Annotated in this window: 21 protein-coding genes and 1 pseudogene; 8 read left to right on the top strand and 14 right to left on the bottom strand. The window is 33.8% G+C overall.

Features of this window, described 5'->3' with window-relative positions:
- Positions 1 to 28 precede the first annotated feature (28 nt).
- Both MHZ36_RS01690 and MHZ36_RS01685 read left to right on the top strand, forming a co-directional pair.
- Complete coding sequence (locus tag MHZ36_RS01690; RefSeq protein ID WP_239229194.1) at positions 29 to 1141, top strand: YibE/F family protein; 1113 nt, start codon at positions 29 to 31, stop codon at positions 1139 to 1141.
- The gene (locus MHZ36_RS01685; RefSeq protein ID WP_239229193.1) at positions 1138 to 1914 is read left to right on the top strand and encodes a YibE/F family protein; all 777 of its coding nucleotides are present in this window, start codon (positions 1138 to 1140) and stop codon (positions 1912 to 1914) included. Before MHZ36_RS01690 ends, MHZ36_RS01685 begins: the two co-directional genes overlap by 4 nt.
- A gap of 164 nt (positions 1915 to 2078) precedes the next feature.
- On the opposite strand, the gene MHZ36_RS01680 is transcribed toward MHZ36_RS01685, so the two are convergent.
- The 3 genes and pseudogenes from MHZ36_RS01680 to MHZ36_RS14370 form a co-directional block, all read right to left on the bottom strand.
- The gene (locus tag MHZ36_RS01680; RefSeq protein WP_239229192.1) at positions 2079 to 3353 is read right to left on the bottom strand and encodes an ammonium transporter; all 1275 of its coding nucleotides are present in this window, start codon (positions 3351 to 3353) and stop codon (positions 2079 to 2081) included.
- Positions 3354 to 3458: 105 nt separating this feature from the next.
- A complete protein-coding gene (locus MHZ36_RS14375; protein ID WP_343237196.1) occupies positions 3459 to 3860 on the bottom strand; it encodes a GNAT family N-acetyltransferase in 402 nt (133 codons plus the stop codon).
- 117 nt (positions 3861 to 3977) lie between these two features.
- Positions 3978 to 4343: pseudogene (locus tag MHZ36_RS14370) on the bottom strand (NUDIX hydrolase); the annotation flags it as partial.
- Between the two features lie 193 nt (positions 4344 to 4536).
- Between MHZ36_RS14370 and MHZ36_RS01670 the strand changes: the two are divergent.
- A complete protein-coding gene (locus MHZ36_RS01670; RefSeq protein ID WP_239229188.1) occupies positions 4537 to 4809 on the top strand; it encodes a hypothetical protein in 273 nt (90 codons plus the stop codon).
- Between the two features lie 101 nt (positions 4810 to 4910).
- Here MHZ36_RS01670 and MHZ36_RS01665 read toward each other — a convergent pair whose 3' ends face one another.
- The gene (locus MHZ36_RS01665; RefSeq protein ID WP_239229186.1) at positions 4911 to 5897 is read right to left on the bottom strand and encodes a LysM peptidoglycan-binding domain-containing protein; all 987 of its coding nucleotides are present in this window, start codon (positions 5895 to 5897) and stop codon (positions 4911 to 4913) included.
- 447 nt (positions 5898 to 6344) lie between these two features.
- Between MHZ36_RS01665 and ilvD the strand changes: the two genes are divergently transcribed.
- Positions 6345 to 8033 (top strand): dihydroxy-acid dehydratase, encoded by a 1689-nt coding sequence (gene ilvD / locus MHZ36_RS01660; RefSeq protein WP_239229185.1) that lies wholly within the window; start codon positions 6345 to 6347, stop codon positions 8031 to 8033.
- A gap of 618 nt (positions 8034 to 8651) precedes the next feature.
- Here ilvD and lip read toward each other — a convergent pair.
- Both lip and MHZ36_RS01650 read right to left on the bottom strand, forming a co-directional pair.
- Positions 8652 to 10766, bottom strand: a complete 2115-nt coding sequence (gene lip, locus MHZ36_RS01655) for a YSIRK-targeted triacylglycerol lipase (RefSeq protein ID WP_239229184.1) — start codon at positions 10764 to 10766, stop codon at positions 8652 to 8654.
- A gap of 596 nt (positions 10767 to 11362) precedes the next feature.
- The gene (locus MHZ36_RS01650) at positions 11363 to 12691 is read right to left on the bottom strand and encodes a sodium-dependent transporter (protein WP_239229183.1); all 1329 of its coding nucleotides are present in this window, start codon (positions 12689 to 12691) and stop codon (positions 11363 to 11365) included.
- Positions 12692 to 12991: 300 nt separating this feature from the next.
- On the opposite strand from MHZ36_RS01650, the gene brnQ reads away from it, so the two are divergent.
- A complete protein-coding gene (gene brnQ / locus MHZ36_RS01645) occupies positions 12992 to 14311 on the top strand; it encodes a branched-chain amino acid transport system II carrier protein (RefSeq protein ID WP_239229182.1) in 1320 nt (439 codons plus the stop codon).
- A 306-nt stretch (positions 14312 to 14617) separates the two neighbouring features.
- On the top strand, positions 14618 to 14989 hold the full coding sequence (locus tag MHZ36_RS01640; RefSeq protein ID WP_239229181.1) for an iron chaperone: 372 nt from the start codon (positions 14618 to 14620) through the stop codon (positions 14987 to 14989).
- Between the two features lie 180 nt (positions 14990 to 15169).
- On the opposite strand, the gene MHZ36_RS01635 is transcribed toward MHZ36_RS01640, so the two are convergent.
- Entirely contained in the window at positions 15170 to 15910 is a 741-nt protein-coding gene (locus tag MHZ36_RS01635; protein ID WP_239229180.1) for an alpha/beta hydrolase, read from the bottom strand.
- A 191-nt stretch (positions 15911 to 16101) separates the two neighbouring features.
- On the bottom strand, positions 16102 to 16623 hold the full coding sequence (locus tag MHZ36_RS01630; RefSeq protein WP_239229179.1) for a hypothetical protein: 522 nt from the start codon (positions 16621 to 16623) through the stop codon (positions 16102 to 16104).
- A 259-nt stretch (positions 16624 to 16882) separates the two neighbouring features.
- On the opposite strand from MHZ36_RS01630, the gene MHZ36_RS01625 reads away from it, so the two are divergent.
- Positions 16883 to 17611, top strand: a complete 729-nt coding sequence (locus MHZ36_RS01625; RefSeq protein ID WP_239229178.1) for a poly-gamma-glutamate hydrolase family protein — start codon at positions 16883 to 16885, stop codon at positions 17609 to 17611.
- A 157-nt stretch (positions 17612 to 17768) separates the two neighbouring features.
- Positions 17769 to 18983, top strand: a complete 1215-nt coding sequence (locus MHZ36_RS01620; RefSeq protein WP_239229177.1) for a pyridoxal-phosphate-dependent aminotransferase family protein — start codon at positions 17769 to 17771, stop codon at positions 18981 to 18983.
- Between the two features lie 627 nt (positions 18984 to 19610).
- On the opposite strand, the gene MHZ36_RS01615 is transcribed toward MHZ36_RS01620, so the two are convergent.
- From MHZ36_RS01615 to allD, 6 genes are all read right to left on the bottom strand, one after another.
- Positions 19611 to 20822: a CynX/NimT family MFS transporter gene (locus MHZ36_RS01615; RefSeq protein WP_239229176.1), complete on the bottom strand. Its 1212-nt coding sequence runs from the start codon at positions 20820 to 20822 to the stop codon at positions 19611 to 19613.
- Positions 20823 to 20921: 99 nt separating this feature from the next.
- Positions 20922 to 21881 carry a carbamate kinase gene (arcC, locus tag MHZ36_RS01610; RefSeq protein WP_239229175.1) on the bottom strand — a complete coding sequence of 320 codons (960 nt, stop codon included), beginning with the start codon at positions 21879 to 21881 and terminating at the stop codon, positions 20922 to 20924.
- Positions 21847 to 22665: an oxamate carbamoyltransferase subunit AllH family protein gene (locus MHZ36_RS01605; RefSeq protein ID WP_239229174.1), complete on the bottom strand. Its 819-nt coding sequence runs from the start codon at positions 22663 to 22665 to the stop codon at positions 21847 to 21849. The genes arcC and MHZ36_RS01605 overlap by 35 nt, the downstream gene beginning before the upstream one ends.
- Complete coding sequence (locus MHZ36_RS01600) at positions 22662 to 23927, bottom strand: YlbE family protein (RefSeq protein WP_239229173.1); 1266 nt, start codon at positions 23925 to 23927, stop codon at positions 22662 to 22664. Before MHZ36_RS01600 ends, MHZ36_RS01605 begins: the two co-directional genes overlap by 4 nt.
- Position 23928: 1 nt before the next feature.
- Positions 23929 to 25689, bottom strand: coding sequence for an acyl-CoA synthetase FdrA (gene fdrA / locus MHZ36_RS01595; RefSeq protein WP_239229172.1), 1761 nt, complete (start codon positions 25687 to 25689; stop codon positions 23929 to 23931).
- Positions 25690 to 25704: 15 nt separating this feature from the next.
- On the bottom strand, positions 25705 to 26754 hold the full coding sequence (allD, locus tag MHZ36_RS01590) for an ureidoglycolate dehydrogenase (protein ID WP_239229171.1): 1050 nt from the start codon (positions 26752 to 26754) through the stop codon (positions 25705 to 25707).
- Positions 26755 to 26868 lie beyond the last annotated feature (114 nt).

Raw genomic sequence — 26868 nt, 5'->3', positions numbered from 1 at the left:
TCTAAAGAGAGAGGATTGAAATACAATCATGAAGTTGAATTTATTTTTAAAACGCCCATTCAATTGGGTCATCTTACTGTTTTGTATCATCTTCATCGGGGTGTTTATTTTCACTTTTGTAAATGCTAAATTTTACCATAATACAATTGGCGAAATCACCAAAGTCGAAAATGTATCGACATCCCATGTAACAGATGATCATCACAATAAAGATACAAAGCACACTCAGAAACTAACAATCAAAATATTAAACGGTAAATTTGATGGACAAACTGCAACTATTGAAAATAATTACATAGCTTCACAAGCTGATAGTGAAGCCTTCTCGAAACATAACAAGGTGTTACTTCATATCGACAAACACCCTAACGATGCATATATCACTGAGAAAAAGCGTGATAGTCTGCTAGTTGCAGTAACGGGTATATTCCTTTTAACTGTACTTTTAGTTGGTAGAAAAATTGGTTTACAATCTCTAATATCATTAGTGATTAATTCAGGTGTTGTAATTCTAGCAATAATGATTCACAATCAATCACCAAATATTAGTCTGTTCTTGTTGGTAAGCATCGGAATTATCATATCGACTATTTTCACCTTACTACTGGTAACAGGATGGCAGTGGCGAACCTTAATCACCATTATTAGTACATTGCTCGGTACATTCATTTGTATTGGCGTCACACATTTAGTTATAGAGTTAACTGATGGCAAAGGGCTTAAATTTGAAACGATGAGTTTTTTAACTTTACCACCAAAAGAAATCTTTTTATCATCAGTCATGATCGGGTCCCTTGGTGCAGTTATGGATGTCGCTATTACAATTGCAAGTGGCATGCATGAAATATTACGTCGCACGCCTGATATTAGTATGACTCGTTGGGCTTTAGCAGGTCGTAATATCGGCCAAGATATCATGGGAACAATGACCAATATACTTTTGTTTTCATACCTATCTGGTAGCTTGCCCATGCTCTTAATTTATTTAAAAAATGGAAACACTATTACGTATACTATATCTATGAATTGGTCACTAGAAGTATCTAGAGCCATTACTGGCGGCATAGGAATTGTATTGACGATACCTATCACCATCATACTTATGCAAGTATGGTTTAAAATGCGAGGTGCTAAACAATGAGTGTAACAACTATATTAGGAATATTATTATTCATATTAATGGTAATATTCGGAGGAAAGAAAGGTCTCGTTTCCTACCTAACACTATTCCTTAACTTCGTTATATTATTATTATCTATTATTTTCATTATGTTTGGCGCACCAATTTATATCGTCACATTAATTTTTTGTATCGTAATTGCATGTTGTAATTTATTTGTACTGAATAGTTACAACACAAAGACCAAAGCTGCTTTCTATGCCACAATACTCACAACGATCATCTTAATTGTTGGCATCTATCTTTCAGTATCTATTGGTCACTTACAAGGATTTACAACAGAACAACAAGACGAAACGTATATTTTTTCTATGAATATCGGCATAGATATGGTGAAATTTATGGTATTCACAGTTGTACTTGCGGTCATTGCTGTCGTTATTGATTTAGCAATAACAATCAGCTCACCGATGTATGAGTTAAATCAGGCTAATCCATTATTAAGCCAAAGTGATTTATTCCATTCCGGCATGCGTGTAGGCAGAGAAATATTAGCTACGTCTGCAAATACAATTTACTTAGCTTATTTTGGTGGACAACTTACATTATTCTTTTGGTTTTTTAAACTGAATTATTCTTTTGGCCACATTATTAATTCTAAAATTTTCGTTCAAGAATTTATTTCAATCATGCTCGGAGGTATTGCAGTAGCTATTAGCATCCCAATCACCGCATGGTTATCTGCACTACTTATCAAACAACAGCAACGCCAAGAACAAGAAAATAAATCCTAAACACTTAACAAATCGCCTCTCCAACTTATTTTATATGCTTGAGAGGCGATTTTCTCTACTTTATATTGCATCATTCCATTGCTTTACCCTTTTATATTCTCTCAATTATTATATTTTCACTATTTATAAAACGTTGTTTAAGACAAATAGTTCATTTCTATAACCTATGGTCTCCTATTAAACTTATTTAATTCTCCACTGAAGTAATCTCTTTCACCAAACTCACCACTAAAGTATGCGCGCTCACCATGTACCACATAATCCAAACCTTGCTCTTCTTCCACTTCATCTGTACCTAACGCACTGAATAATCCTATAAATTTCGCTATTACAAATGTAAGTACCCCACTAAATATAATTGTCACTACTACAGCAACGATTTGCACCCACACGGTTTCAACACCACCGCCAAAGACAATTCCGTCTGATACGCCTTCATTCACTCTATGCGATTGAAATACACCAGTAAGTATCGCTCCCACTACACCACCAATACCATGTATGCCAAAAGCATCTAACGCATCATTATATTTCAATTTCACTTTAATATAGTTAATTGCAAAGTAACAACAGATTCCTCCAATAATCGCAATAATAATTGCACTCATATAACCAACAAAACCTGCAGCTGGTGTAATAGCTACTAAACCAGCTAACATACCTGAAAGCATCCCAATTAAACTCGTTGTTTTTTTCATTAAATACTCCATTACAGACCAACCTAATGATCCAGCACTTGCAGCAATGACTGTATTTACAAATGATGTCATAGCAATGCTATCAAATGTCAAAGCACTACCAACGTTAAAGCCATACCATCCAACCCAAACCAGAATTGCACCTATTAAAGTAATAATTAAATTATGAGGTGGACGTTTATCGAAATTTTTCCCTGCACCAATCATAATGGCCAATACTAACCCTGAAATACCCGAAGTAATATGGACAACTGTGCCACCTGCATAATCTATAGCACCTAATTCATCTATCCAACCGCCACCCCATACCCAATGGGCAACTGGACTATAAACTAAGATGACCCATAAAAACACAAATATTAAATATGGAATAAACTTCATCTTTTCTGCAATAGATCCGGATAAAATAGAAACCGCAATCGTACAAAACATTAGCTGAAATAACATAAACAATGCCAATGGTATATGTGGCGAAATATCAGCTTGTGTGTTAAATCCAACATGTTGCAATCCTAAATATGTAAAATCCCCTAGGATATGATTTCCCGACCCAAACCCTAAACTAAACCCGAGTATAATCCATGCAAATGTAACTACTACAATTGCAGACATACTTTGCATTACAGTATTCAATACATTTTTAGACTGGACTAATCCTCCATAAAACAAACTTAAACCAGGTGTCATCAACCAAACTAACAAAGTACATAAGAATAAAAACAACGTATCATTTAGATTCATTTTACATCACTCCTTTGCAACGCATCATACCGCCTATTTTAAGAGATGGCAAAAATGCGTCATGTAAAATAACACTAGATGTTAAGTTACATGACGCATTTCTATTTACTTTATCTTTTTCTTCATATTATATACTGGACGACCTTCTAGTAAACTTTCCCCTATATGTACATAGTTATATTTCATATATAGATTTTGTGCTATCCAATTGTCATCATTGACCGTTAGATAGATATATTTAATTTGTGGAAAATAATGTTTCACATAATCTTCGACAACTTCTATAACGTTTTTAGCATAACCCAATCCTCTATATTTCACATCAATGCTGAATGACCTAAAGAAGATACTTTCAGTAATGTTTTCCGTATAAGGACTTACACCCGCACCTGCATGCAATGTAAAGAAACCGATACATTGCTGCTCTGCATTAAATACCAATGTTGGATGGCGCTCATCATCCGTTTGAGCAAGTTGAATATTTTCAATAGGTGTTTTTGTAAACAAATTATCTGAAACTTTCAACTCAATACCTTCAACGATTTCATAAAAATCAGAGTGATAAGGTATTAACGTGATACCACTAGGTGAGGATTGAGCCTCTTTTATCCCCCTCGAATAGTCAATCCATGTTAATACTGCAGGAGCAATTCGCTCTCTATCTTCTATATCGACCCACTGTACATCTGTGATTTCTTGCGCTGACTTTACTTCCAACAAATCCACATCTAAATCAGTTGTAAAACAATTTAACTCTGTCTGAGTATTAGGCTGAGGATAAGCATCGCCTATTATTGTACCCTTATACTCCAAATTCTCTTCTGGAATTGTGAGTTGCAGTTCCTCTTGTAATTCTCTTTGTAATGCTTGAATATGTAATTCTCCAGGGTCTATTTTACCTCCAGGAAAGTAATACTTCTCCCTATTCCTCGCTTGAACAAGCAATAATAGTCCTTCCCTCTCAATTACTAAGCACACACATCTAATCATCACACTGCACTCCTTAATTTATTTTACAAATACTAGTCAAAGTATTTTTAAATGATTTAAGCTTATGTTATCATACTTCAATATTCGTACGTATCAAGTTTTTCAAAATACATTTAAATACAAGTTTTTTCCTAATCGAAAATGTTATAATATTGAGCGAAACTTATTAATATATAAAATGGAGGCTTCTAGAATGGCAAAAAAGACTAAACTTAACCGCATTTCAAATACAGTCAATTTCGTTGGTGTGGCTGTGGAAGGTTTTAACTGGTACGCTTATCAATCTAAAAACAAAAAATTAATTTATGCTAGTATGGCAATTTCAAGTGTCGGTGCTGTACTCGATTTTTATACTGCCTTAAAATCACCAAAAAAATTCACTAAAATTTTTTCTGCCTTTACATTAGGTAGTACACTGTTCACAACTGCAAAACGTATCAAATCTCTACGTAAACAAGCATCATAATATTTCGAGCAAATGCTCACAAATCATATCAAAAAGACTCCTTAGCGCTAAGTGAATTCAAGTTTCACCTATCTAGGAGTCTTTTTGATTAATTATAATTATTAATGAATATATTTATAAGCACTCACTTGTGAGGCAGGTATTGTTCTATAAGTTTTAATTCCTGGAGAAGCACTGTAATTCATTTCCGAAACAGTGATGCTACCATCAGAATTTTTTGATTCAACAAAAGCAACGTGACCATAATATCCAGCATCCGATTGTAATATAGAGCCTACTGTCGCCTTATGATCTACGGTATAACCATCCGCAGCCGAAGCAGTATCCCAATTATTCGCATTCCACCAATAAGTACTGATACCCTTGCCTATTTCTGCTCTTCTATTAAATACGTGCCAAGTACATTGACCCCAATCATAAAGGTTAGAGTGATTAAAAACAGGTGTATTATAACTTGTTGAAGTCGAACCTGAATTTGATGAACCACTCGTTGTTGAACCTGAAATTTTTAATTTTTGACCAGGGTAAATATTATAATTTGATAAATTATTTAAGCTCATGATTTTTTGATATGTTGTACCATACTTTGCAGCAATTGCTGATAATGAATCTCCAGATTGTACTGTATAGGTTTTTGTTGATCCGCTCGTCGTTGTACTACCTGTACTTCCTGAAGATGTTGATGCACTACCCGAAACCTTTAATTTTTGACCTGGATAAATATTATAATTTGATAAATTATTCAAGCTCATGATTTTTTGATATGTTGTACCATACTTTGCAGCAATTGCTGATAATGAATCTCCAGATTGTACTGTATATGTAGTTCCTGATGAAGTACTTGTCGAAGTACTGTTCGAACTAGACGTTCCCGAAACCTTCAACGTTTGATTTGGAAAAATAACATTTGAAGATAAATTATTTAATGATTTTAATTTCGATACTGAAATATTGTATTTATTCGCTATTGACCAAAGTGAATCTCCACTTTTCACCTTATAAGTTGTGGCTGCTTCTGCATTTGTATTTGTTGCAACTGCAGCTAGCGCACTACTCCCAATTACAGTTGCAAGAATTTTTTTACGCACTAATTGTAAACCTCCCAATATATCTCTTTCATCTTGTATACAATTTTTTTACTTCTTAATTATACAACTACAAATTGCATTTTAGTATAAATTTTATATGACATTATCATTACAAAGGTCTATCTTATCTCTTTCGGCTTCAATATCTGTCATTGTGCGTTTTTTAAAGTATTTTTTTATAAACATTACAATATAGCTATATCACTCTGTAACATAAACATGTATATATTCACTTCAATATACTTTTTAAATCTTCAAAAATATAATTTATATTTAAAATTATCAATCGATTATGCACACTTCCTTTAATAAAATAGAGATACGGGTAAAGACATATATAGCATCCATAGAATTAAAATCAACACGCATTACGTTTAATATTAAATATAGCCTATTCTATATAAACATTTGCAGAAATTAAGCGAATCATTACTGGGGGGTAATTATTTGACTGAAAAAAAAGCAAATAAAGATTTACGTATAAAAAGTAAGGTTATCAGTGAAGGTGTTAGTAGAACACCAAACCGTTCATATTTACGGGCTCTAGGTTTCGAAGATGAGGATTTTAATAATCCAATGATTGGTGTCGCAAGTACATGGAGTGAAGTAACACCGTGTAATATGCACATCGATAAACTTGCCCGTGCTTCAAAGCAAGGCATTAGCGAGTCAGGTGCTTCACCACTTATTTTCAACACAATAACGGTATCTGATGGTATATCAATGGGTACTGACGGTATGCGCTTTTCATTACCAAGTCGTGAAATTATTGCTGACTCAATAGAAACTGTAATGAGTGCAGAAAATCTAGATGCACTAGTTGCTATAGGTGGTTGTGATAAAAATATGCCTGGTTGTATGATTGGAATTGCACGTTTAAATTTACCAGCAGTTTTTGTCTATGGTGGCACAACATTACCAGGGAAACTAGACGGCAAGGATGTAGATGCTGTATCTGCATTTGAAGGCGTAGGGCAGTATAATAATGGCGAAATCGATGATACGGCATTGCATAAGGTTGAATGCGCTGCCTGCCCTGGTGCTGGATCTTGCGGTGGAATGTTTACTGCTAATACAATGGCTTCTGCAATTGAGGCAATGGGTATGAGTTTACCTGGAAGTTCGTCTCATCCTGCAGTGTCCTCTAATAAAGCAAAAGATAGTCGAGCTGCTGGAAAGGCAGTTTACAAACTTTTAGAACAAGACATTTATCCAAAAGATATAATGACTAAGGAAGCATTCGAAAATGCCATAACAATTGTCATGGCATTAGGTGGCTCAACTAATGCCATACTTCATCTTCTTGCAATCGCACAATCTGCAGATGTCGATTTAACACTCGACGACTTTGAAAAGGTGCGTAAGCGTGTACCACATATCGCAGATTTACGTCCAAGTGGTAAGTACGTCATGGCACATTTAGATGAAGTTGGTGGTATTCCTGCAGTAATGAAACTATTATACGATAAAGGGTTAATTCACGGTGATTGTCTGACTGTTACAGGTAAGACAGTAGCAGAAAACCTAGCAAATCAAGAAGATTTAACCGATAATAATGCCATTATTAATTTCGATAATCCGAAACATCCTACAGGACCACTCGTTATACTAAAAGGCAATCTCGCTCCTGAAGGTGCAGTAGCAAAAATTTCTGGGTTAAGTGTCACTTATATAAAAGGACCTGCACGTGTGTTTGATTCAGAAGCTGCAGCAACTCAAGCGATTCTCAATAACAAAATTAATGAAGGTGACGTTGTTGTCATTCGTTATGCTGGTCCAAAAGGCGCACCAGGTATGCCAGAGATGTTATCTGCTTCTTCTATACTTGTAGGAAAAGGATTAGGGGAATCTGTTGCCCTCGTAACAGACGGTAGATTTTCAGGAGGTTCTCACGGCTTAGTTATCGGACACGCTGCTCCTGAATCTCAAGTAGGTGGACCGATGGCTTTACTTGAGGAAAATGATATCGTGACCATCGATGCTAAGCAGCTAGAAATAAGCTTTGATGTCACAGATGAAGAACTCAACCATCGTCGCGAACAATGGCAAGCGCCACCGTTAAAAGCTACAAAAGGCACCTTAGCAAAATATGCTAAACTCGTCTCTTCCGCATCAAAAGGTGCCACAACAGATTAAACAAGCTTTATTAATATCATTTTTTCACATTAATTATCTATGCTTCTTTTATTAGAACATTTTTAATTAATGTGATTTTTATTTTAAAAATTTTAAGCAATACAGTTTTGAATGCAAAACTGTAAAAAATTATTAAATTCCTTCATTTATGCATGAATTTATATAAATTAAGAAGTTAACAACATAGTTTTGTTCAATTATATTATATTTGAGTTAACAAAGATAAAGAGGGGTGAAATAATAATGGAATTCATCATCGATATCATCAAAAAATTAATCGAAACTTTCTCAAAATAATTTATCCTTAATTATACTTATGTCTTTAGGATTCAAAACCTAAATCAAAGCCCTTAAATGAATTTATCAAATTCATTTAAGGGCTTTTTATATCAAAATTTCATATATTAAACATTGATACTGTTACTATCCTTCCACAATTTTTTAACAATAAATAATTTTACACATACTTAGTTAAATTAAGAAAAAACATAGGATAGCAATCACTATCCTATGTTTCGCTCTTAAAAGAATAACGTTTTAATTACATTAAATAATGACCCTAATAATTCAAAGATATCTCCAGTCATTTGCATCCCTTCTTTCCTTTTTATTATTCATTTATGCGTCTAACTGTTCACTTCTCACCAATTCATCTGCAATGTTATGCCAAAATTGCTGCAATTCTAGACTATTATGGAATGGATCTGTTGAATCTTGACCAACAAAATCCACATGGTCCCAACCATGTCTTACTGGCGTAACTTGCCATACACCTTTTTGAATTTCGTCTGTAGCATCCACGTATGCTTGATTATTCGGATGCTGTGAAGACACAACGGATACGAGTCCATCATTTTCCCTCCAACTAGCATTGGCTGTTTTACCAATCACATTACCAGTAAGCGTAAATGGTAAAAACATATTTAAGTCTGATTTTTGACGTCCGAATAATGTAGGTCTTGTCGATTCGCCAGTATAAGTTTTGTAGACAATATTTGGATTTAATGAGGTATTCGAATTTAATTTTTCAGCGCCTTCAGTAGATAAATCATAAAAACCATTATCTTGCGTTTTCCATAACTTACTGTTTTTTACACGTTTCACATAATCTAAATAAGACTCACCCTCTTTTTGTTTTAAACCCCATTGATTCAAGCCAAAATCAGAATGTGAATCTGTATTTCCTTTGAATTTTACATAATCATAAACAATTTGTCTGATTAATGCTTCATTACCTAATTCATCTGAGGCAACTGTACCATTATGTGGTGTACCTAGCGTCGTTATTGACGTGATCATATTATCATGGTCACCTTGATAAAGTGGGTATATTTCGCCACCATGTTCTTTTTGATAGTCTATCTCCTCAGGGTTACCATTACGAAGTAGCTCTTCTAATTGTCTAACCGTTTGACCACCCATACTATGTGCAACTAAATGAACTTTTTGTCCCGGTTGCCAATCTTTATAAACACCTTCATAAGTTCTTCCATAACGTTCATGACCATATTTTTCAGCATGGGCTGCTCCGTAATCAACTGTACCGCCCTTAATGTAGTAATATAGTTCTACAGCTCTGTCATAGTTACTACTTAGCGCACCAATACTCGCTTCATAAGTTTCATAGCCATTATCTTGTAAATCCTGTCTAATATTTAATTTGTCTCCACCCCAATAATGAGAAAGAATTGGTGGATTAATATCATCTGTGAAACCATTGAATCCATGCACTAATATAATAGGGTCATCATTTTTATACTGACCTTGTTTTGCTATTTTAGTTGGCTGCTCAATTGCTGGTTCATTTGTTTTCTGAGTTTGGTTTGGCGTAGTTGCTACGGCACTATCTTTTAAAGTTTTCAAACTTGTATTTGATTTATTATCTCTATTTTCATCATTTATGCCTTCGGGAGACTGTAATTCATTTTGAAGTTGTTCTAATGACACATCATTATTTTGTTGCGTTTCATCTATATCATTCTGCCCATGTTGTTGTACTGGAGCACTTTTATTATCCGTATTTTGTGAAAATACATTCGAATCTGAAGTCTTTGCGTCAGTTGCTTTATCTTTTTGTTCAGTTGTTAGTGCATTATCTGTGATTACTTGTTTTGTAGATGTTTTCACTGATGCTTCATCGTTATATTGAGAATCTACTTTCGTTTTTTCTTCTAATTTGCCTTTAAATTGCTCGTTATACTGTGGGTCTACTTCCGCTTTTTCTTCTGGTTTTGCTTCAGATTGCTCGTTATACTGTGGGTCTACTTCCGCTTTTTCTTCTGGTTTTGCTTCAGATTGCTCGTTATACTGTGGGTCTACTTCCGCTTTTTCTTCTGATTTGGCTTTAGCTTGCTCGTTATTTTCTAAATCTACATCTTCCTTGTTATTCTCTTTACTTATTTTAATATTTTGATTGGTTTCCATTCCTTTTACTGAATCTACTACAGTCGAAGATGACTGTGCATTATGTAATTGTTTCGCTTTCGTAGGTTCAGTAGTAACATCTTCAGTCTCAGAGTTTCCCTGATTAGACTGCTTATTTTGATTAGCGTCGTCTGTTACGAAATTACTTCCCTTCACTTCCTGTGTTGATTGAGCCACATCATTTTGCTGGCTATTTTCTTCAGATGCTTGTGCCGTTCCTGATCCTAAAAATAATAAAGATCCTATTAGAATTGACGAAGCACCTACACTAAATTTTCGAATACTGTATTTGTTTTGCTTTTTCTCCATTTTAGACACCTCTTCGAATTTATAACTTTCTAGTCATAGATACCTATCAATTAGATAAATAAATTCACGATAAAGCGTGGTAATAATTCAAAAAACTTTCCGATGAGAGCTTCCATCAATGTTACCTCCTTTTTAAGAAAACGCTTACATAAATAAGGAAAATTTTTATTTATTAAAAGTATCAATCCATAATTTATATATTCTAATATAATAATTAACAATTAAATCCTTCTAATAAATAATTTATTAAAATTGTACTAAATACTTAGTTCTCAGTCAATAGATTGTCACAATTTAATTACGCACAACTCGAAAACTCATATTCCCATCTACAAAGTATGATTTGTATAAATTTTACATAGTAAATACCTTAACGTAAAAAATCATAACTACTAAAATCTATTTGTATAACGCATTATAAATACTGATATATTAACTTGAAGTGGCACATACATTTTCGGTTTACTTAATTGAAATGAGATACTTCAACTAAAATCCTACTTTATTGTTTTCACATTATAATACGAACACTGAAAGCCCAAAAAACTGTCGACAGATAAATCAATCGACAGTTTCTCATTATTTAAGCTATTCTTTTATATAAATTGAACAACAAATATTAAAATTATCACAACAGGTAATACAAATTTTATTAAATAATACCATGGTAAAAATATTTTATATTTATCTTTTCCAAAGTGTTCAATTAAATCATCTTTATTCAAGACATGACCTACTACTAACGTCGTTCCTAAAGCACCTAATGGCATCAAAATGTTAGAAACCAGGAAATCCATATTATCAAAAATTGTTCCAGCAGCAAAGTGGATACCACTCAAACTACTGAAAGATAATGTCGCTGGAATACTAATAACAAACACTAACACACTAGCATAGAACGACACTGATTTTCTTTTAGAATTATCATTTTTAGTAAAATTAGATACATTGAGTTCTAGTAATGAAATTGAAGAAGTTAGTGCAGCAAATAAAAATAATATTAAAAAAATCAAATAGAATGTAGATCCTAGTGCCATTTGATCAAAAACTTTTGGTAGGACTTTAAATAGCAATCCAGGTCCATCTGTTGGCTTATAACCAAATGCAGCAATTGCTGGGAATATAGCTAAACCTGCAAGTACAGATACCAATACATTCATCGCAACAATAGAAACTGCTGATGTTTTAATTGGCATCTCTTTTGAAGCATAGCTTGCATAAGTTATCATTCCTGTTGTTCCTAAAGATAAAGTAAAGAATGACTGTCCTAATGCAAATAATATTCCTTCCATTGATATATCCTCAACACGAGGTTGAAGAATAAATTTCAACCCTTCTATTGATCCTCCAAGTGTTAAAGACTTTATAACAATGACAATTAAGAAAATAAATAATAACGGCATCATAAATTTAGATGCTTTCTCTAATCCTTTTTCAACACCCATCATAACAATAATCATTGTTAACAAGATAAATACACCTTGTCCTACAATCGTCAACAATGGACTGCCTATAATCGATTCAAACTGAATATCCCCAAGTTGACCACCTTGGAACGACAGTATTTGTAGCGCTACATTAAATATATAAATAATAATCCAACCGCCAATAACACTGTAAAACCCAAATAGTATAAATACTGCTAAATTTCCGTTCCATCCAATAATATTCAACCATTTTTTCTTAGTAAGCTTTTCATAAATTTTAGTGGTATAAGTTTGTCCCATTTTACCAACAGTAAATTCCATAATTAATAATGGTAAACCTACAAAAACTGTAAATAGTAAAAACATTAATAAAAATGCGCCGCCGCCATATATTCCTGCCATATATGGGAACTTCCACATGGCGCCTAGTCCTATTGCAGAGCCTGCACTAGCTAAGATAAAGCCAGTAGAAGACTTCCATTGTGATTGTTTGCTCATAACTCTACATCCTTTATATTTTACAAAACTTTATTGCGTTAAAGCGTTTTAGTGATATAAATTATACTATACCATTTTTCAAGTAACCTCTCAATAGCATTTTAATGTTCACTTTAATAGATTTTGATATGGCACTTAGCTAACGTATATCGCACTGAAAATGTATAATTTGTGACTATATGTAATTGTAATACTTTAAATATTAAAAATTGTCTGAAAGTTCATTGAATTAAATGAATTTCTATGTTAAAGTATTTTGTGTTTTGCGCAAGTAAATATCCTTGAAATTGAGGTAATCAAATGAATAAACTAATATTAATGTCTGGTCTCATGCTATTTTCTTTTTTCTTTGGGGCTGGAAATTTAATTTTCCCACCGATGCTTGGGTATACTGCTCAAGATAACATGTGGATTGCGATGGGTGGATTTGCGATAACAGGTATTTTACTACCTTATTTAACTGTTATTGTAGTCGCATATATGAATGGTGGTGTTGAAAGTATTGGTAATAAAGTACATCCAATATTCGGCACTATTTTTGCAGTATGTATATATTTGTCTATCGGAGCGCTTTATGGCATTCCGAGAGCAGCAAATGTGGCATATGAAATAGGTACAAATCATATTTTACCTGTACATAACCAAACAACGTTAATTGTATTTTCTATTATATTTTTCTTTATTGTTTATTTTATAGCATTATATCCAAGCCGCATTATAGATAATTTAGGAAAATACTTAACACCAATATTAATTATTATTATAGCTATTCTATGTATATTAGTAATCTTTAACCCTGAAGGTTCTATAGGGCAAGCATCTGGAGATTATGCAAAAACACCTGTTGTTTCAGGTATTTTACAAGGCTATTTCACAATGGACCTTGTAGCAGCACTCGCTTTCTCAGTTGTGATCGTACAAATGTTTAAAATGCATGGTATAGAAGATCATCGCACTTTAGTGAAAAATGTCATCAAAGCCGGATTTATTTCTGCAATTTTATTATTGTTAATCTATTTTGCGCTTGCATATGTCGGTGCAACTACGAGCCAAGGCGATTTTAAAGATGGCACTGGTATCTTAACCTTCAACTCACTACGTGTATTTGGTTCATTAGGTAATTTGATTTTTGGTATTATTGTTATTCTCGCATGCTTAACAACTTGTGTAGGACTTGTAAATGCTTGTGCAGCATTTGCAATGAAGAAACTACCAAAGATTTCTTACAAAATGTTTGTACTTATTTTTTCACTATTAGGTTTCTTAGTATCTACACTAGGGCTTGATTTAATTTTACAAATAGCAGTACCTTTACTCACATTTATTTATCCTACATCAATTGTATTGGTACTCATTTCTTTAGTAAGTATTTTCATACCTTATGATTTAAAGTTTGCTTATATTTTACCGACAATTCTTACCTTAATCATTTCTGTGCTACAGATTATTAGTGACTTTAAATTATTAACATCTATATCAAATTTCTACAACGCATTGCCGTTGTCAGATATTCAACTTGCTTGGCTAATTCCATTTATACTTTTACTAGTAATAGGCTTAGTCATAGATAGTGTTTTCGTTAATAAAAAAAAGAAGATGCCAACAACTAAAATAAACTAAAACATTAAAATAAGCTTTATCTTACTGTGCAAACTACTACGATAGTGTTCAAAAAAGTGCGCAAAACAAGCACTTACTGTAATTCGCATAGTTAAGCTTCAAATCATACCAAAGCATGCTAGTATGCTTTGGTATTTTTATGTGTCATTATTTATTTAATTATGCCTTTCATTTACTATTTCTTCTCGTTAATATTACGCTCTCTTCCCCTATCCAGCTTATGTCACAAACTTTTTAATTAACAATTTTCCTGTGCTATAATCAAAATAATATTTTATATTTTAACTAAGGGGAGTTGAAGTTTAATTGGAATTATTTAAAGCGTTTATTGATTCATTAGAAAAAGATGATCAAAAAGAAACGATGACTCAGTTATTTCATTGGATACAAGAAACATTTCCTCAATTAGATACAACGGTTAAATGGAATCAGCCTATGTATACAGATCATGATACATTTATCATTGGATTTAGCAAGGCGAAACAGCACTTTTCTATTGCACCTGAAACAAAAGCAATGGATGCATTTTCTGATCGTATAGATAAGTCAGGCTATGCCCAAACTAATAATCTATTCAAAATAAAATGGACACAAGATATCGATTATGATTTATTAAAAACAATCATCCAATATAATATTGATGATAAACAAGAATGTACTTCATTTTGGAGGAAATAAACACACCTTCAATAAACAACACAATACTTACACATTCTAAGGTTTAGATCACGATTTAAAAGAGTGGTGCTTGAAACACAAAGATTTCAAGCACCACTCTTTTTATAATATTTTCCTACTACACAATAAAAAATACTAAGTGCATTTAGTGTAAATCAAAATAAAATATACCATACGATATTACTCATAGTCTTCAAAGAAAGCAATCACGTCTTGTTCCACATCTCCACGATCCTCACCATGTGTCATTAAATGTTTAGAATGTGGATATCCTGTAATTTCTTTATCTTCATGTTTGATATGTTCGTAAATGTAATTTGCACTCACTGTATAAGAAGGTTCATCTTGCTCGCCATATTTCACTGCAATTGGTGCGTTAATATAAGTTAAGTTTGCCATAACTTCATCTACTAACACTTTAAATTTCTGTAAATATGGATGATAATTTTCAATCATGCTTAGTTGTTTTTCTATTTCTTCCTCCGTCAATCCTACTAATTCTCCCATACGTTGGCCATAATATTCCAATCTACCCACTAATCCCGCATCATCTTTACTAAAGGGCGTAGACATCACTACAAGCGAATGAACAGGTTTCGTTTCTGCTAATTTAAGTGATAAGATACCGCCAAGCGACACACCACAAACACTAATTTTTTCATATCCTTGCTCTTCTAAAAAATGATATCCAGATTCCGCATTTTTCAACCAATCATCTGTATCATATTGCATTAAATCTTCCAATAGTAGTCCATGTCCATCATAAGCAGGTACATAGCACGTATAACCTGCCTTATATAATTTATTTGCCAATAATTTCACATCTCTTACCGTACCAGTAAAAGAATGTAACAATAATACTGCATGATTTGATTCATGATGTTCCATAAAAATAGAATTTGGTGCCTTTACATTTATCATCCTTCGTCACTCCATCGTTTAAATTCATTATTAAGTTTATAGGATATGGCCCACTTACACAAAATAAATTAAATTCATTGTTTAACCGACAACAATAAAGCGTTTCTAAAATAAATGTTTTCAACATTTTTAAAGAAACGCCATGCATCATCTCTAATGTATGATACTTATCTCATATTATCTTGTTCGAATTAAAAGAATTGTAATTCATAAACAGATTTATCATTATAAGTGTTAAAACTATCGATCTTCCCGTTTAAGTGCAAGTGTTGTTCCTTTCTACTTACATTATGTTTATATGTTATTTTTATATTCAAATTTGATTCATAACCTTCATTTTTTATCGTGCTTTCTATTTCACTATAAACATCTTTGTTAATCGGTAATAAATAGCCTTCTTTACTAGGTAATATATTAATATACTTACGCTGCAATACATCATCATCACCTAAATAAATCTCGACTTTAATATTTTTTGCAGCGCCTCCACCTAAATTATATAATTTCATATAATCTTGTTCTGATTCACTGTCGATACCAGTGTTCGTAAGTTGGATTTTATTATTTTCACGCGTAACAAGTATTTGATTAAAACTAAGTGCAGGTATAAAGCTAATCTTCATTTGATATAGTTGTATACTCACCGATACAAAATAGAACAATGCCATCACAAATGTTCCAATTGATCCTACCGCTGATATAATATTAATCATTTATAAATCCTCCTTCAAATCCTCTTTCCGCATTGTCCATTTTAAAATAATTCACTCATGTTTAAAATACTCATTCCTTAAATAAAGCACTACCATTGCATTCCAAATAACAACATTTAATAATACTAACCAAAATCCACATCGTTTAAAAACAAATTTTCATATTTTTTAATTTAAAATTAAAAATAATTCATTAATTTAATAATTATATGATAACATACTCATTGTGTTTGAAAATTTTATAATATAGGAGAATTCAATGTTAGTAAACACTTATTTTTTACGATGTATTTTGAGAAGGAAATTAATTATTATTATTTTAGCTTTTATCTTCATTTACCTTTTATTGTTATCTTCTAAACCTACATATGCCGATAGTTATACTTCTATGACGGAGTTATTGAATAATACAGAAGAAGGAATTGATTGGAACTTATCTTATGACCAACGATTTAGCAATACAATCATAGCTGCGGTGCATGGTGGTAATATAGAACCGGGAACAACTGAAGTTTCTAAATTAATCGCTAATCGTGGCCTATATAATTTTTATAGTTTTGAAGGGATAAGGATTACTAATAATAATGAATTGCATGTGACATCAACTAATTATGATGAACCTACCATATTAGATATGCAACAACATATGAATCAATCTGTAATGATTCACGGAGCAAGCGGTGACATTCCAGCGGTTTATATTGGAGGGAAAGATGAAGCCTTAAAATCATCTATCAAAAAACAATTAGAATTGAGAGGCTTTAATGTACAACCCACACCTCAAAATTTAGCAGGCACTTCAGATGCAAATATCGCTAATCAAAATGCAAAACAAGCAGGTGTTCAATTAGAGTTATCACTAGGCCAAAGAGCCGAATTTTTCAACAATAGAGATTTAACTCGTTATTCAAGGGAAGATGAAACAAATTGGAGTTCCAGAATGCATGAATTTGCAAATGCAATCAATATTGCTATATTGCAAAATTAATCTGCTATTTCATACAAACAAATACACATACCACCTTTAATTTTTGTAATATTCTAACAAATTATATATATTAATTCATCAATTTTGACGAATAATCTACATACACATTCATGTATAATGTAAAATGACGGAATTTAAAGAAAATGAGGTTATAAATATGGATGATTTGAAGATTAATAAACGGTTAATAATGACACCTGGTCCTGTAAGTGTAGACCCTCGTGTTTCTCAAGCAATGTCGAATTCTATATTAGGTCAATTCGACTACGAATTTGTTGATATAATGAATGAAACAATGGAATTAATTCGCCAATCTTTTTTGACTAAAAACAAATGGTCATTCCCAATTGACGGCACGAGCCGCGCAGGTTTGGAAGCTGTAATTGCTAGTGTGGTGAAACCTGGTGATGAAGTACTTGTGCCAATTATCGGCCGTTTTGGTTATTTATTTACTGAACTTGTAACAAGAGCTGGTGGTATTGTACACAATATTAAAAAGCCTATGGGTGAAGTATTTGATCAAGAAGAAATTATCAAGGCGTTAGACGAAATCAATCCAAAAGTCCTTGCCATTGTACATGGCGAAACATCTACAGGGCGACTTCAGCCTATTGATAAAATTGGTCGCGCTTGTAAAGAACGTGGCATTTTATCAGTTGTAGATGCAGTTGCAACATATCAAGGAATGATTATACCTGTTGATGATTGGGAACTTGATGCCGTTATAGGTGGCGCACAAAAATGTTTGTCTATACCTTCAGGTATCACACCAATTACATTTAATGAGCGCTTTAGTGAAGCAATTAATCGTCGTAAACGCGTTGAGCTTGGCATACGCTCGAATGAGATTTCAGAACAAGAACCATTCATCCGTAGCAACTATTTAGATTTAACTCAATTACAGGATTACTGGAGCCCTAAACGTCTAAATCATCATACTGAATCTACCACTTCAATCTATGCATTGAACACAGGTTTAAAGATTGCTCTCGCGGAAGGTATTGAAGCACGTGCACAGCGCCATGCATTTCACCAAGAAGGATTAAAATCCGCGCTTAAAGCGTTAGGGCTTGAAATCTATGGAGATGAAACAAATGAAATGAAGATGGTTATTTGTATTAAAATACCTAATGGTGTAGAAGATGCTTCCATCAGAGAAGGTCTTTTGAAGAACTATGGTATTGAAATTGCCGGATCATTTGGAGACTTACAAGGCAAAATTTGGAGAATTGGTATTATGGGTTATGCCGTAGAAAAACAAAATATATTAACTTTCTTATCAGTATTTTCACTGTTTTTATCACAACAAGGCGTTCCAAATTTAAATCCTGAAAAAGCACTGTCAACACTGATAGAACATTACACTTTATAAGGCGAATCGCATTTAAAACTTAAATGAATAATCACATTGCGCTCAAGCATTAAACTTCATCATAAAGTAAATGAAACTTATTTATTATAAACGACGATACCAGGATATAAATCCTCATTCTCAAAAAAACGAGTTAATCTATTACCGATTAGCTCGTTTTTTTATTTAAAATCTAATGATTTTGAACGTGCATGCTTGCCTTACTATGAAATGGTTCGAGCGTGTAGTCTCTTACTCATACTACGCACTCGTGGTCAGCATGTTACAAAATCTATGCTTTATCTTTTAATGTAAAAGCATAGATTTTTACGAAGTGTTTGGCAAAACTTCTGAGCAAGCAATACCAATCGAATACCAAAACTGAGACGATATTCTAGTAAATCGAGCCAAAAATACGAAATACTGTAAATAAAAAGCCAGTAAATGAATATAAAAACACATTTACCGACTCATTTTCTAGGCTTTATGTCCTAGATTTTTCTTTTTATATCAATGCTTTGTATTGTATTTAGTATATAGCTAACTCTGCTTTCCAAAATAAAAGGATATTTGATAACTAATCATATTTGATTTAACATCGAATAATTTAAATACTATTTCGGCTATATCAAATCAATTTATTAAGGTCTAATCATCCTCAATCACTCGTTTCTTCGAGGCTGGATACCCAAATAAGAAGAACAGTACTGACATCACAATCAAAGCAATAATTCCAGATATCCAACTGTCTGTTGCATCATGTAGATATCCAATTAAGAATGGTCCTATTGCTGCTATTAAATAACCAACAGACTGACCAAATCCAGATAACGAGATACTACCCTCACTCGTTTTTGCACGAATAGAAAAGAATGTCATACACAAGCTAAAGCATGCTCCCATCGCTAACCCTGCAATAATAATACCTGTAATTAGCAAGCTTAATGATTGCGTGAAGAACAAACTAAATCCAGTTAGGAACAATAATGTAATAATAATTACCAATATACGTTGATCCTTTAGCTTAGAAGCAATAATAGGAAACGTGAAGGTCATTGGCACCTGCGCAAATTGATTTAACATTAGTAAGTAGCCTGCTGTAGAAGGATCTAGTCCTCTATCAACTAATATTGAGGGTACCCATGCCACAACTGTATAGAATACCATAGACTGAAATCCCATCGTTAAAGCAATTGTCCAAGCTAGTTTAGATTTCATAATATTAATTTTCTTCGTTTTTACTTTTGTATTCGAGTCTGTTGCGATTTTTTCTAATTTGGCTCCTTGACGCGCTTTAGGCAACCATAAAATGATTGCAACAATAGCGAAAATACTCCAAAATACAAGCGATAACCTAAATCCAATTGGTGATATTTGTGATAAAGGAAAACTTAAACCGCCTCCTAAACCTGCAGTAAAATTCATTGTTCCACTATATATTCCTGTTGCGATTCCAATTTGCAACGGGAAATACCACTTTACATAGCTCGGTAATACAACATTGCCAAATGCAATGGCTATACCTAATACTACTGTACCTATAATAAAAAGAGTAAAGTCACCAGCTACTCTCATAAAAAGCGCAATAATAAGTAAAATTGTCGAGTAGAGTATTGTTCGTGACATTGTTAAACGCACAGTCACTTTTGATACCACAGGTGATACAATAGCGAAAATAACAAGCGGTATTGTTGTTAATATCCCTGCCACGCTGTTATTTATTTCCATCACATGCTTTATTTCATCTACAACAGGCCCTACTGAAGTAAGTGGCGCACGGAGCGTTGATGCAATAAAGACAATTGCTAAAATCACGCCCCAATTCTGATTTATCTTGTTCACATGGGAAGGGTCAGTCATTTTATATCACCTTTCTTTATTATCTCGTCATATAACAAGTTAACGAATCAATCAAAAAATTCACTTTGACTGATTCGTATCATGTTAAAATTAATCATTTTATTTTACAACTTCAGTACTCGCTTCTAATACAATACGTGTACCCGCTTTTCCTTCTAGTGCTTCTAAAGCATCATCTAATGAACAAATAATGGCTTCTTTACCCATCTCAGCGAACTGAATTGCCGCTTCAACTTTCGGTAACATACTTCCAGCTGGAAATTGGCCTTCATCCACATATTGTTTAGCTTGAGTCACAGAAATTGTTTCTAATTTTTCTTGATTTGACTTGCCATAATTCACATAGACATTTGATACATCCGTTAACATTATAAATGTATCAGCTTCAACTTGTTGCGCCAACTTAAGCCCTGACCGGTCTTTATCTATGACCGCCTCGACACCATGAATTTTACCCTCAGCATCACGATAAACTGGAATACCTCCACCACCAGAAGATATAACGATTGCATGATCAATTAACGTCTTAATTTGACTTACACCATGTATCACCAAAGGTTCTGGTGAAGGTACTACACGTCGATATCCTCGACCCGCGTCTTCTTGCATAACAAAGCCATGTTTTGTTTCTAAACGTCTCGCTTCAACCTCATCAAAGAATACACCTATAGGTTTTGTTGGATTATTAAATGCTTTATCATCTTTATCGACCTCTACCATTGTCAATAACGTTACTACATCACTTTCAATATTTAAAGACTCAAGATGGTTCTTTAATGCTTCTTCCATCATATAACCAATAAAACCTTGTGATTCTGCATTACAAGCATTAATTGGTAACGGTTCGACAATATCTTTAGCCGCCTCATTCTGCGCAATTATATTACCTACTTGCGGACCATTACCGTGCGTAACAACTACATTATGCCCTTGTTGCTTTAATTCTGCCATCTTTTTAGTTGCAGCATATACATTATTATATTGATTCTCGTATGTCGCTTCTTGCTTCGGCTGCAAAATTGCATTACCACCTAAAGCGAGTACTACACGCTTTCCCATACGTTCCACTCCTTAAAGTTAATGCTACAAACGCCCCATATAATGTATCTTTTCCTGATGATGATCCCACTTTGATTAAGCGATCAATATGATATGGCGTTGGTTCAGTTTGTAACACTGCTATTTTCGAACTAAACAAACCTTTTTGTGCACATTTTAAAAAAGTTTCACTGACTATTGTTGTTAATGTTTCACTCAAGAGTTGATTTAAAATGAGTAAATTATCTTTTCGAATATATGGTTTGATAAAATGAATGAATAACATACCCGTTAAAATATCATCACCTGTTGGCGTTAACCCTTGGCCTCTTCCAATAATATAACGATAGTAACGCTCACATTCCTTTGCGGAACCTCGCTCTAACACACACATAAACTGCTTTAAATACTCGCTGTTAAACTGTCCATGTTCATATTCAGAAAAATCATAAGCTTCAACACACGTGCTAAGTTGATTAACTTTTTCACTTGTATATGCTTTAAATGAATTCAGTAAATTTACCTTCCAAATGAGTTGAGTAGCAGAATCGATATATATTGTGTTTGAACTTACTTTTAGATATTGTTGTTGTTTCATTTTAGCTAAAAGTGCATCTCTTGTTTGCTTATCTACTAATATGCCAAACGGAAAGGTCCCATTATCATCTGTACCAATAAATATAAGTTCTTTCTTTTCATTGATTATGTTAAATCCTTTTTTAAAAATACTATGCACATAAAACGTCTCTTTTTTTTCTAATATTTCCTGGGCAATACTACCTATCGCACTTGCACGAAAAATCAAGCTTTATATCCTAATTTTTCTGCATATGCAGTGATTGCTTTTTCAAAACATTCTACTGGAGGATGAACAGTACCAGCTCCAATTTGTCCATAACCTGCTATTTTATGTGCAATGCCAGTATTGATAACAGGTGTAATACCTGTTTCAACAACTTTACGTGCATCTATACCTAAACATGCACCTTTAAAGTTCCAAGTTGGAATCGCAAAGTTTGGATTTTCACCAATACAAATTTCAGTCATTTCATTACTGATTGCTAAAGCGTCCTCAAATCCTCCTGTACCAACAAAGCGTGTAACAGCTGGTGCAGCAATCATTGCCATACCACCTACACCAATTGTTTCGGTAATTGCCGAGTCACCTATATCAGTATTCGCATCTTCTGCTGAATAACCTGTAAAATAAAGTCCTTGTGGCGTATTTACTGGAGCAGTAAACCATTCATCTCCCATTCCAGCAATACGAACACCAAAGTTTTCACCATTACGGCACATAGCAGTTACAACTGTACCATGTTCAATTTGTCTTGCTGCATCCATCATTGCTTTACCTGTTGCCATCGCAATATTTAGGAAAAATTGATCCGTGTCCGCTAAGAATTGTAATACTTCTGTACGCTTTGCTTGCTCTACATCTTCAAGAGCACTAATGATTGGCGTAACTTCTTTCAAAAATGCTAATGATGCAGCAATATTACGTTGATGGAATTCATCCCCCATTGCAATCGCTTTTGCGATTAATACATTAACATTTAACCCTTCATCCATTTGTCTCAATGCTTTACTCAACACAGGACCTAATACATCTTTCATCCAGTGTAAACGATTCACTACGGTTTCATTGTAAGCACCAAAACGCAATACTGCACCGATACCTTCATTCATTTGGCAATATGCTTCATTACCACTTTCTCTATTTTCAACGACAAGTACAGGCATGTTTGCCGAAGTAATACCACCCATCGGTCCAACGGCATTCACGTGGTGACAAGGAATCAGTGTTATTTTTCCATCCTCTAATAATTGTCTTGCTTCCTGCTCATTATCTGCCCATCCCTCAAATAGAATGGCACCTACACAAGATCCTTGCATTGGGTCAGTCATATTTTCATATTTAATTGGCGGACCGGCATGTAATAATACGTAATCTGTTAATTCTGGAATTTTAGACTTTGCAGGTACTACATCAACTAAAAATGGTGCTGCTGAAATCATTTTATCTATTACAGCTTGATTTGCTTCATCTATCGTTTTATAACCCATCTTATACCGTCTCTCCTTCGAAATGATTTAAAAATTGGAGTACTTTTATAAGTTTTTCATCTCCGCCAGCAATTGGTTTCCAATTAAATTGGACAACATCTGCACCACTTGTCTGAATAGCTTCTGTAAAACTTTTCAAGCCGATATTGATTACACTCGGTTTAACATTGATTAAATTCATTACTTTTTCATCGACAGTTAAATCTACTACTTGTGTATCAATTGTTTTAACTTCTAATTGAGGTTGCTCTACTTTACTACCAATTAAGTTTAAAGCTGTACGAACCATCTGATCATTCGTTTCACAAACTACGGCCCCAGCTGCTTGAAGTGTGTCTATTTGAGCTTGATAATCTTGATAATCAAGTTCTGTTCCCACAACTGTCGCTAATACTACAAGCGAGCGACCATCTTGTTTAACTTTATTTAAGATGTTTTTAATTGTAGGTGCAAGCTCACTAGCCATATCTTCATGACTGCCAAATCCAATTACGTTATCTAACATAATTACTGCAGTAGAAGGGTCATCTGAAGATGCCTCCAACATTTCAATTCGCTTAGATGGATCAATCATTGGATGCGGTTTACCTTGTGTATAAACATCATCACCTAAATCAATAATTTCATGGTTACCACCCTTAAAAACATATCCTTCAGGTGTTAATTCAGCAGCAATATCCCCTAGAGTATCTTTAACCAGCATTGCAGCTTCCGATGCTAACGTCCCCCCTGAATAATATCCTTTTATGCCATCTTGTTTTGCAGTTAAATTAACTGATATATTTTCTAATAGGCTTGGTTTATAGTTAGGTGATTCATCGTTTGTAAGTTGCACTGAAACACGTGCCGCTTCTTCCAAAGTATAAGCATGATAAATATTTGCTTCCGTATACGTCGGTTTTGCACCTAAGAATAAAGTAACAACTGGTTTTTCAATATTGCGTAAAGTATTAAGTACTTTTTCTTCTACTTCTTTAGCTGGTGGTTTAGAAATCACTGTAATAACTTTTACAGAAGGGTCTTGATTCAATGCTTTGATACTATCTAACATTGTGATTGCATTCACTTCAGTAGAAAGATCTCTACCACCAGTACCTATTGCATTTGTGACACCTTCACCTTCTCTATTGATAATTGTAGTAACTTCCTGTATTCCTGTACCAGATGCACCTACAATACCTATACGCCCTTCGTTTACAATATTCGTAAACGCTAGAGGTAGACCGTGAATAATACCTGTACCACAGTCTGGTCCCATAACAAGCAAGCCTTTTTCTTGTGCTAATTTCTTCAATCGCACTTCATCTTCTTTAGCAACATTATCACTAAACATGAAGACATTTAAATTATTGTTCAAAGCATTTTCCGCTTCCATCGCAGCATATTGACCTGGAATAGATATCAACGCTAAATTAGGATTCTTGGCTAACTCTAATGCACGATCCCAATTCGAAGCTTCATTTTGCTTTTGTTCTTGCACGCCATCTTCAGCTTTACCTTTCAATTCGGCTTCAACTGCTTGATTAACTTCATCTACTTTAGCGGCATCATCAGTATCAATAACAATTACAATATCATTGGGCTTAGCCCCTTCTAATTCTAGCGTCCTTAAACCTGATGATTTAAAAATATCTTTATTAGCAGGCGTTCCCATCATAATCGAAACTTTATTTACACCTTCTATCGCAGATAATTTATTTGATAATAGCATGAGCACAATTGAATCTTGATATGTGTTTTCTTTAATAATTGTGTGTAACATTTCATTCCTCCATTATTATTCTGCAAATCTATTTTTACCGTGATATCGATCATAGTGAACATCTTCAGAAATTAAATAATTGTATATTTCATCAACAATTTCGATACCATCTTTGTCATATTTATCACTGCGTAATCTACCTCGTTCTCCTGGATAGAAAATTTCACCATAACCTTCAGCAGCAGGTTGATCTTTAAGTTCATCTAACATTTTAGAAATATTTAATTTAAATTGATTTAAATCAGTGAAAAATGCTGGATTAATAACAATATGTAACTGTCCTAAATCACGGCCTTTGGTTAAGTCTTTATACATCGATGATACGTGCATGCCGTGTGGTACACCTAACAAACTCCCTGACAATATATCAACCATCATCATTAATCCATAGCCTTTTGGTCCTGCAACTGGCAATAACGCGTGCACATCTCTAGAATTTGTAGTTGCTTCCCCTTGTGCGTTAACCGCCCATGTATCAGGAATCGATTGATGTTTAGCTCTCGCATCTAATACTTTACCCCACGCTTGTACAGTCGTCGCCATATCAAATGTAATAATCCTCTCATCATTTGAAGGAGAACTAAAAGCGATTGGATTGGTACCAAAATACGGCTCTGTCCCACCAAATGGCACAACCATTGGATCGGATTGACACATACTAATACCAACCATATCTTGTTTAGCTGCCATTTCTACAAAATAGCCTAATGCTCCGCTATGAGAAATATGTTTGACACCTACGACAGCAACACCAGTTTCTTTTGCTATTTCAATTGCATGTTCCATTGCTTTTTTAGCTGCTTGATGCCCTGGTCCATTATCTCCTTCGAATACGGCTGCAGAAGGACCCGTCTTTTCGAATTGATATTCTGGATTTAACGTGATACCTCCTTTAGCAATACGCTCAGCATAATATTCAACTCTTACGGCACCATGTGAATGTATACCTCTATGATCAGCAAACGTTAGTACATCAGCAACATCGCTTGCTGCATCTTCGTTTAAACCAGCCATTTGCAACTTACGTTTCATTAAATCGAACAATTTTTCTTTAGATAAGCGCAAGTCTATACCTCCTTCAACAAATATGTTTGTTATAATTTATTTTTAATATAAAAGTACATTAAGGAATTTTCATTGCCCTTTATTTAGTTGAATTTCATAATAAAAAAGAAGTCA

It is taken from the genome of Staphylococcus sp. ACRSN (genome assembly GCF_022346615.1).
Taxonomy (GTDB): Bacteria; Bacillota; Bacilli; order Staphylococcales; family Staphylococcaceae; genus Staphylococcus.
This window is presented reverse-complemented; position numbering and strand designations above follow the sequence as displayed.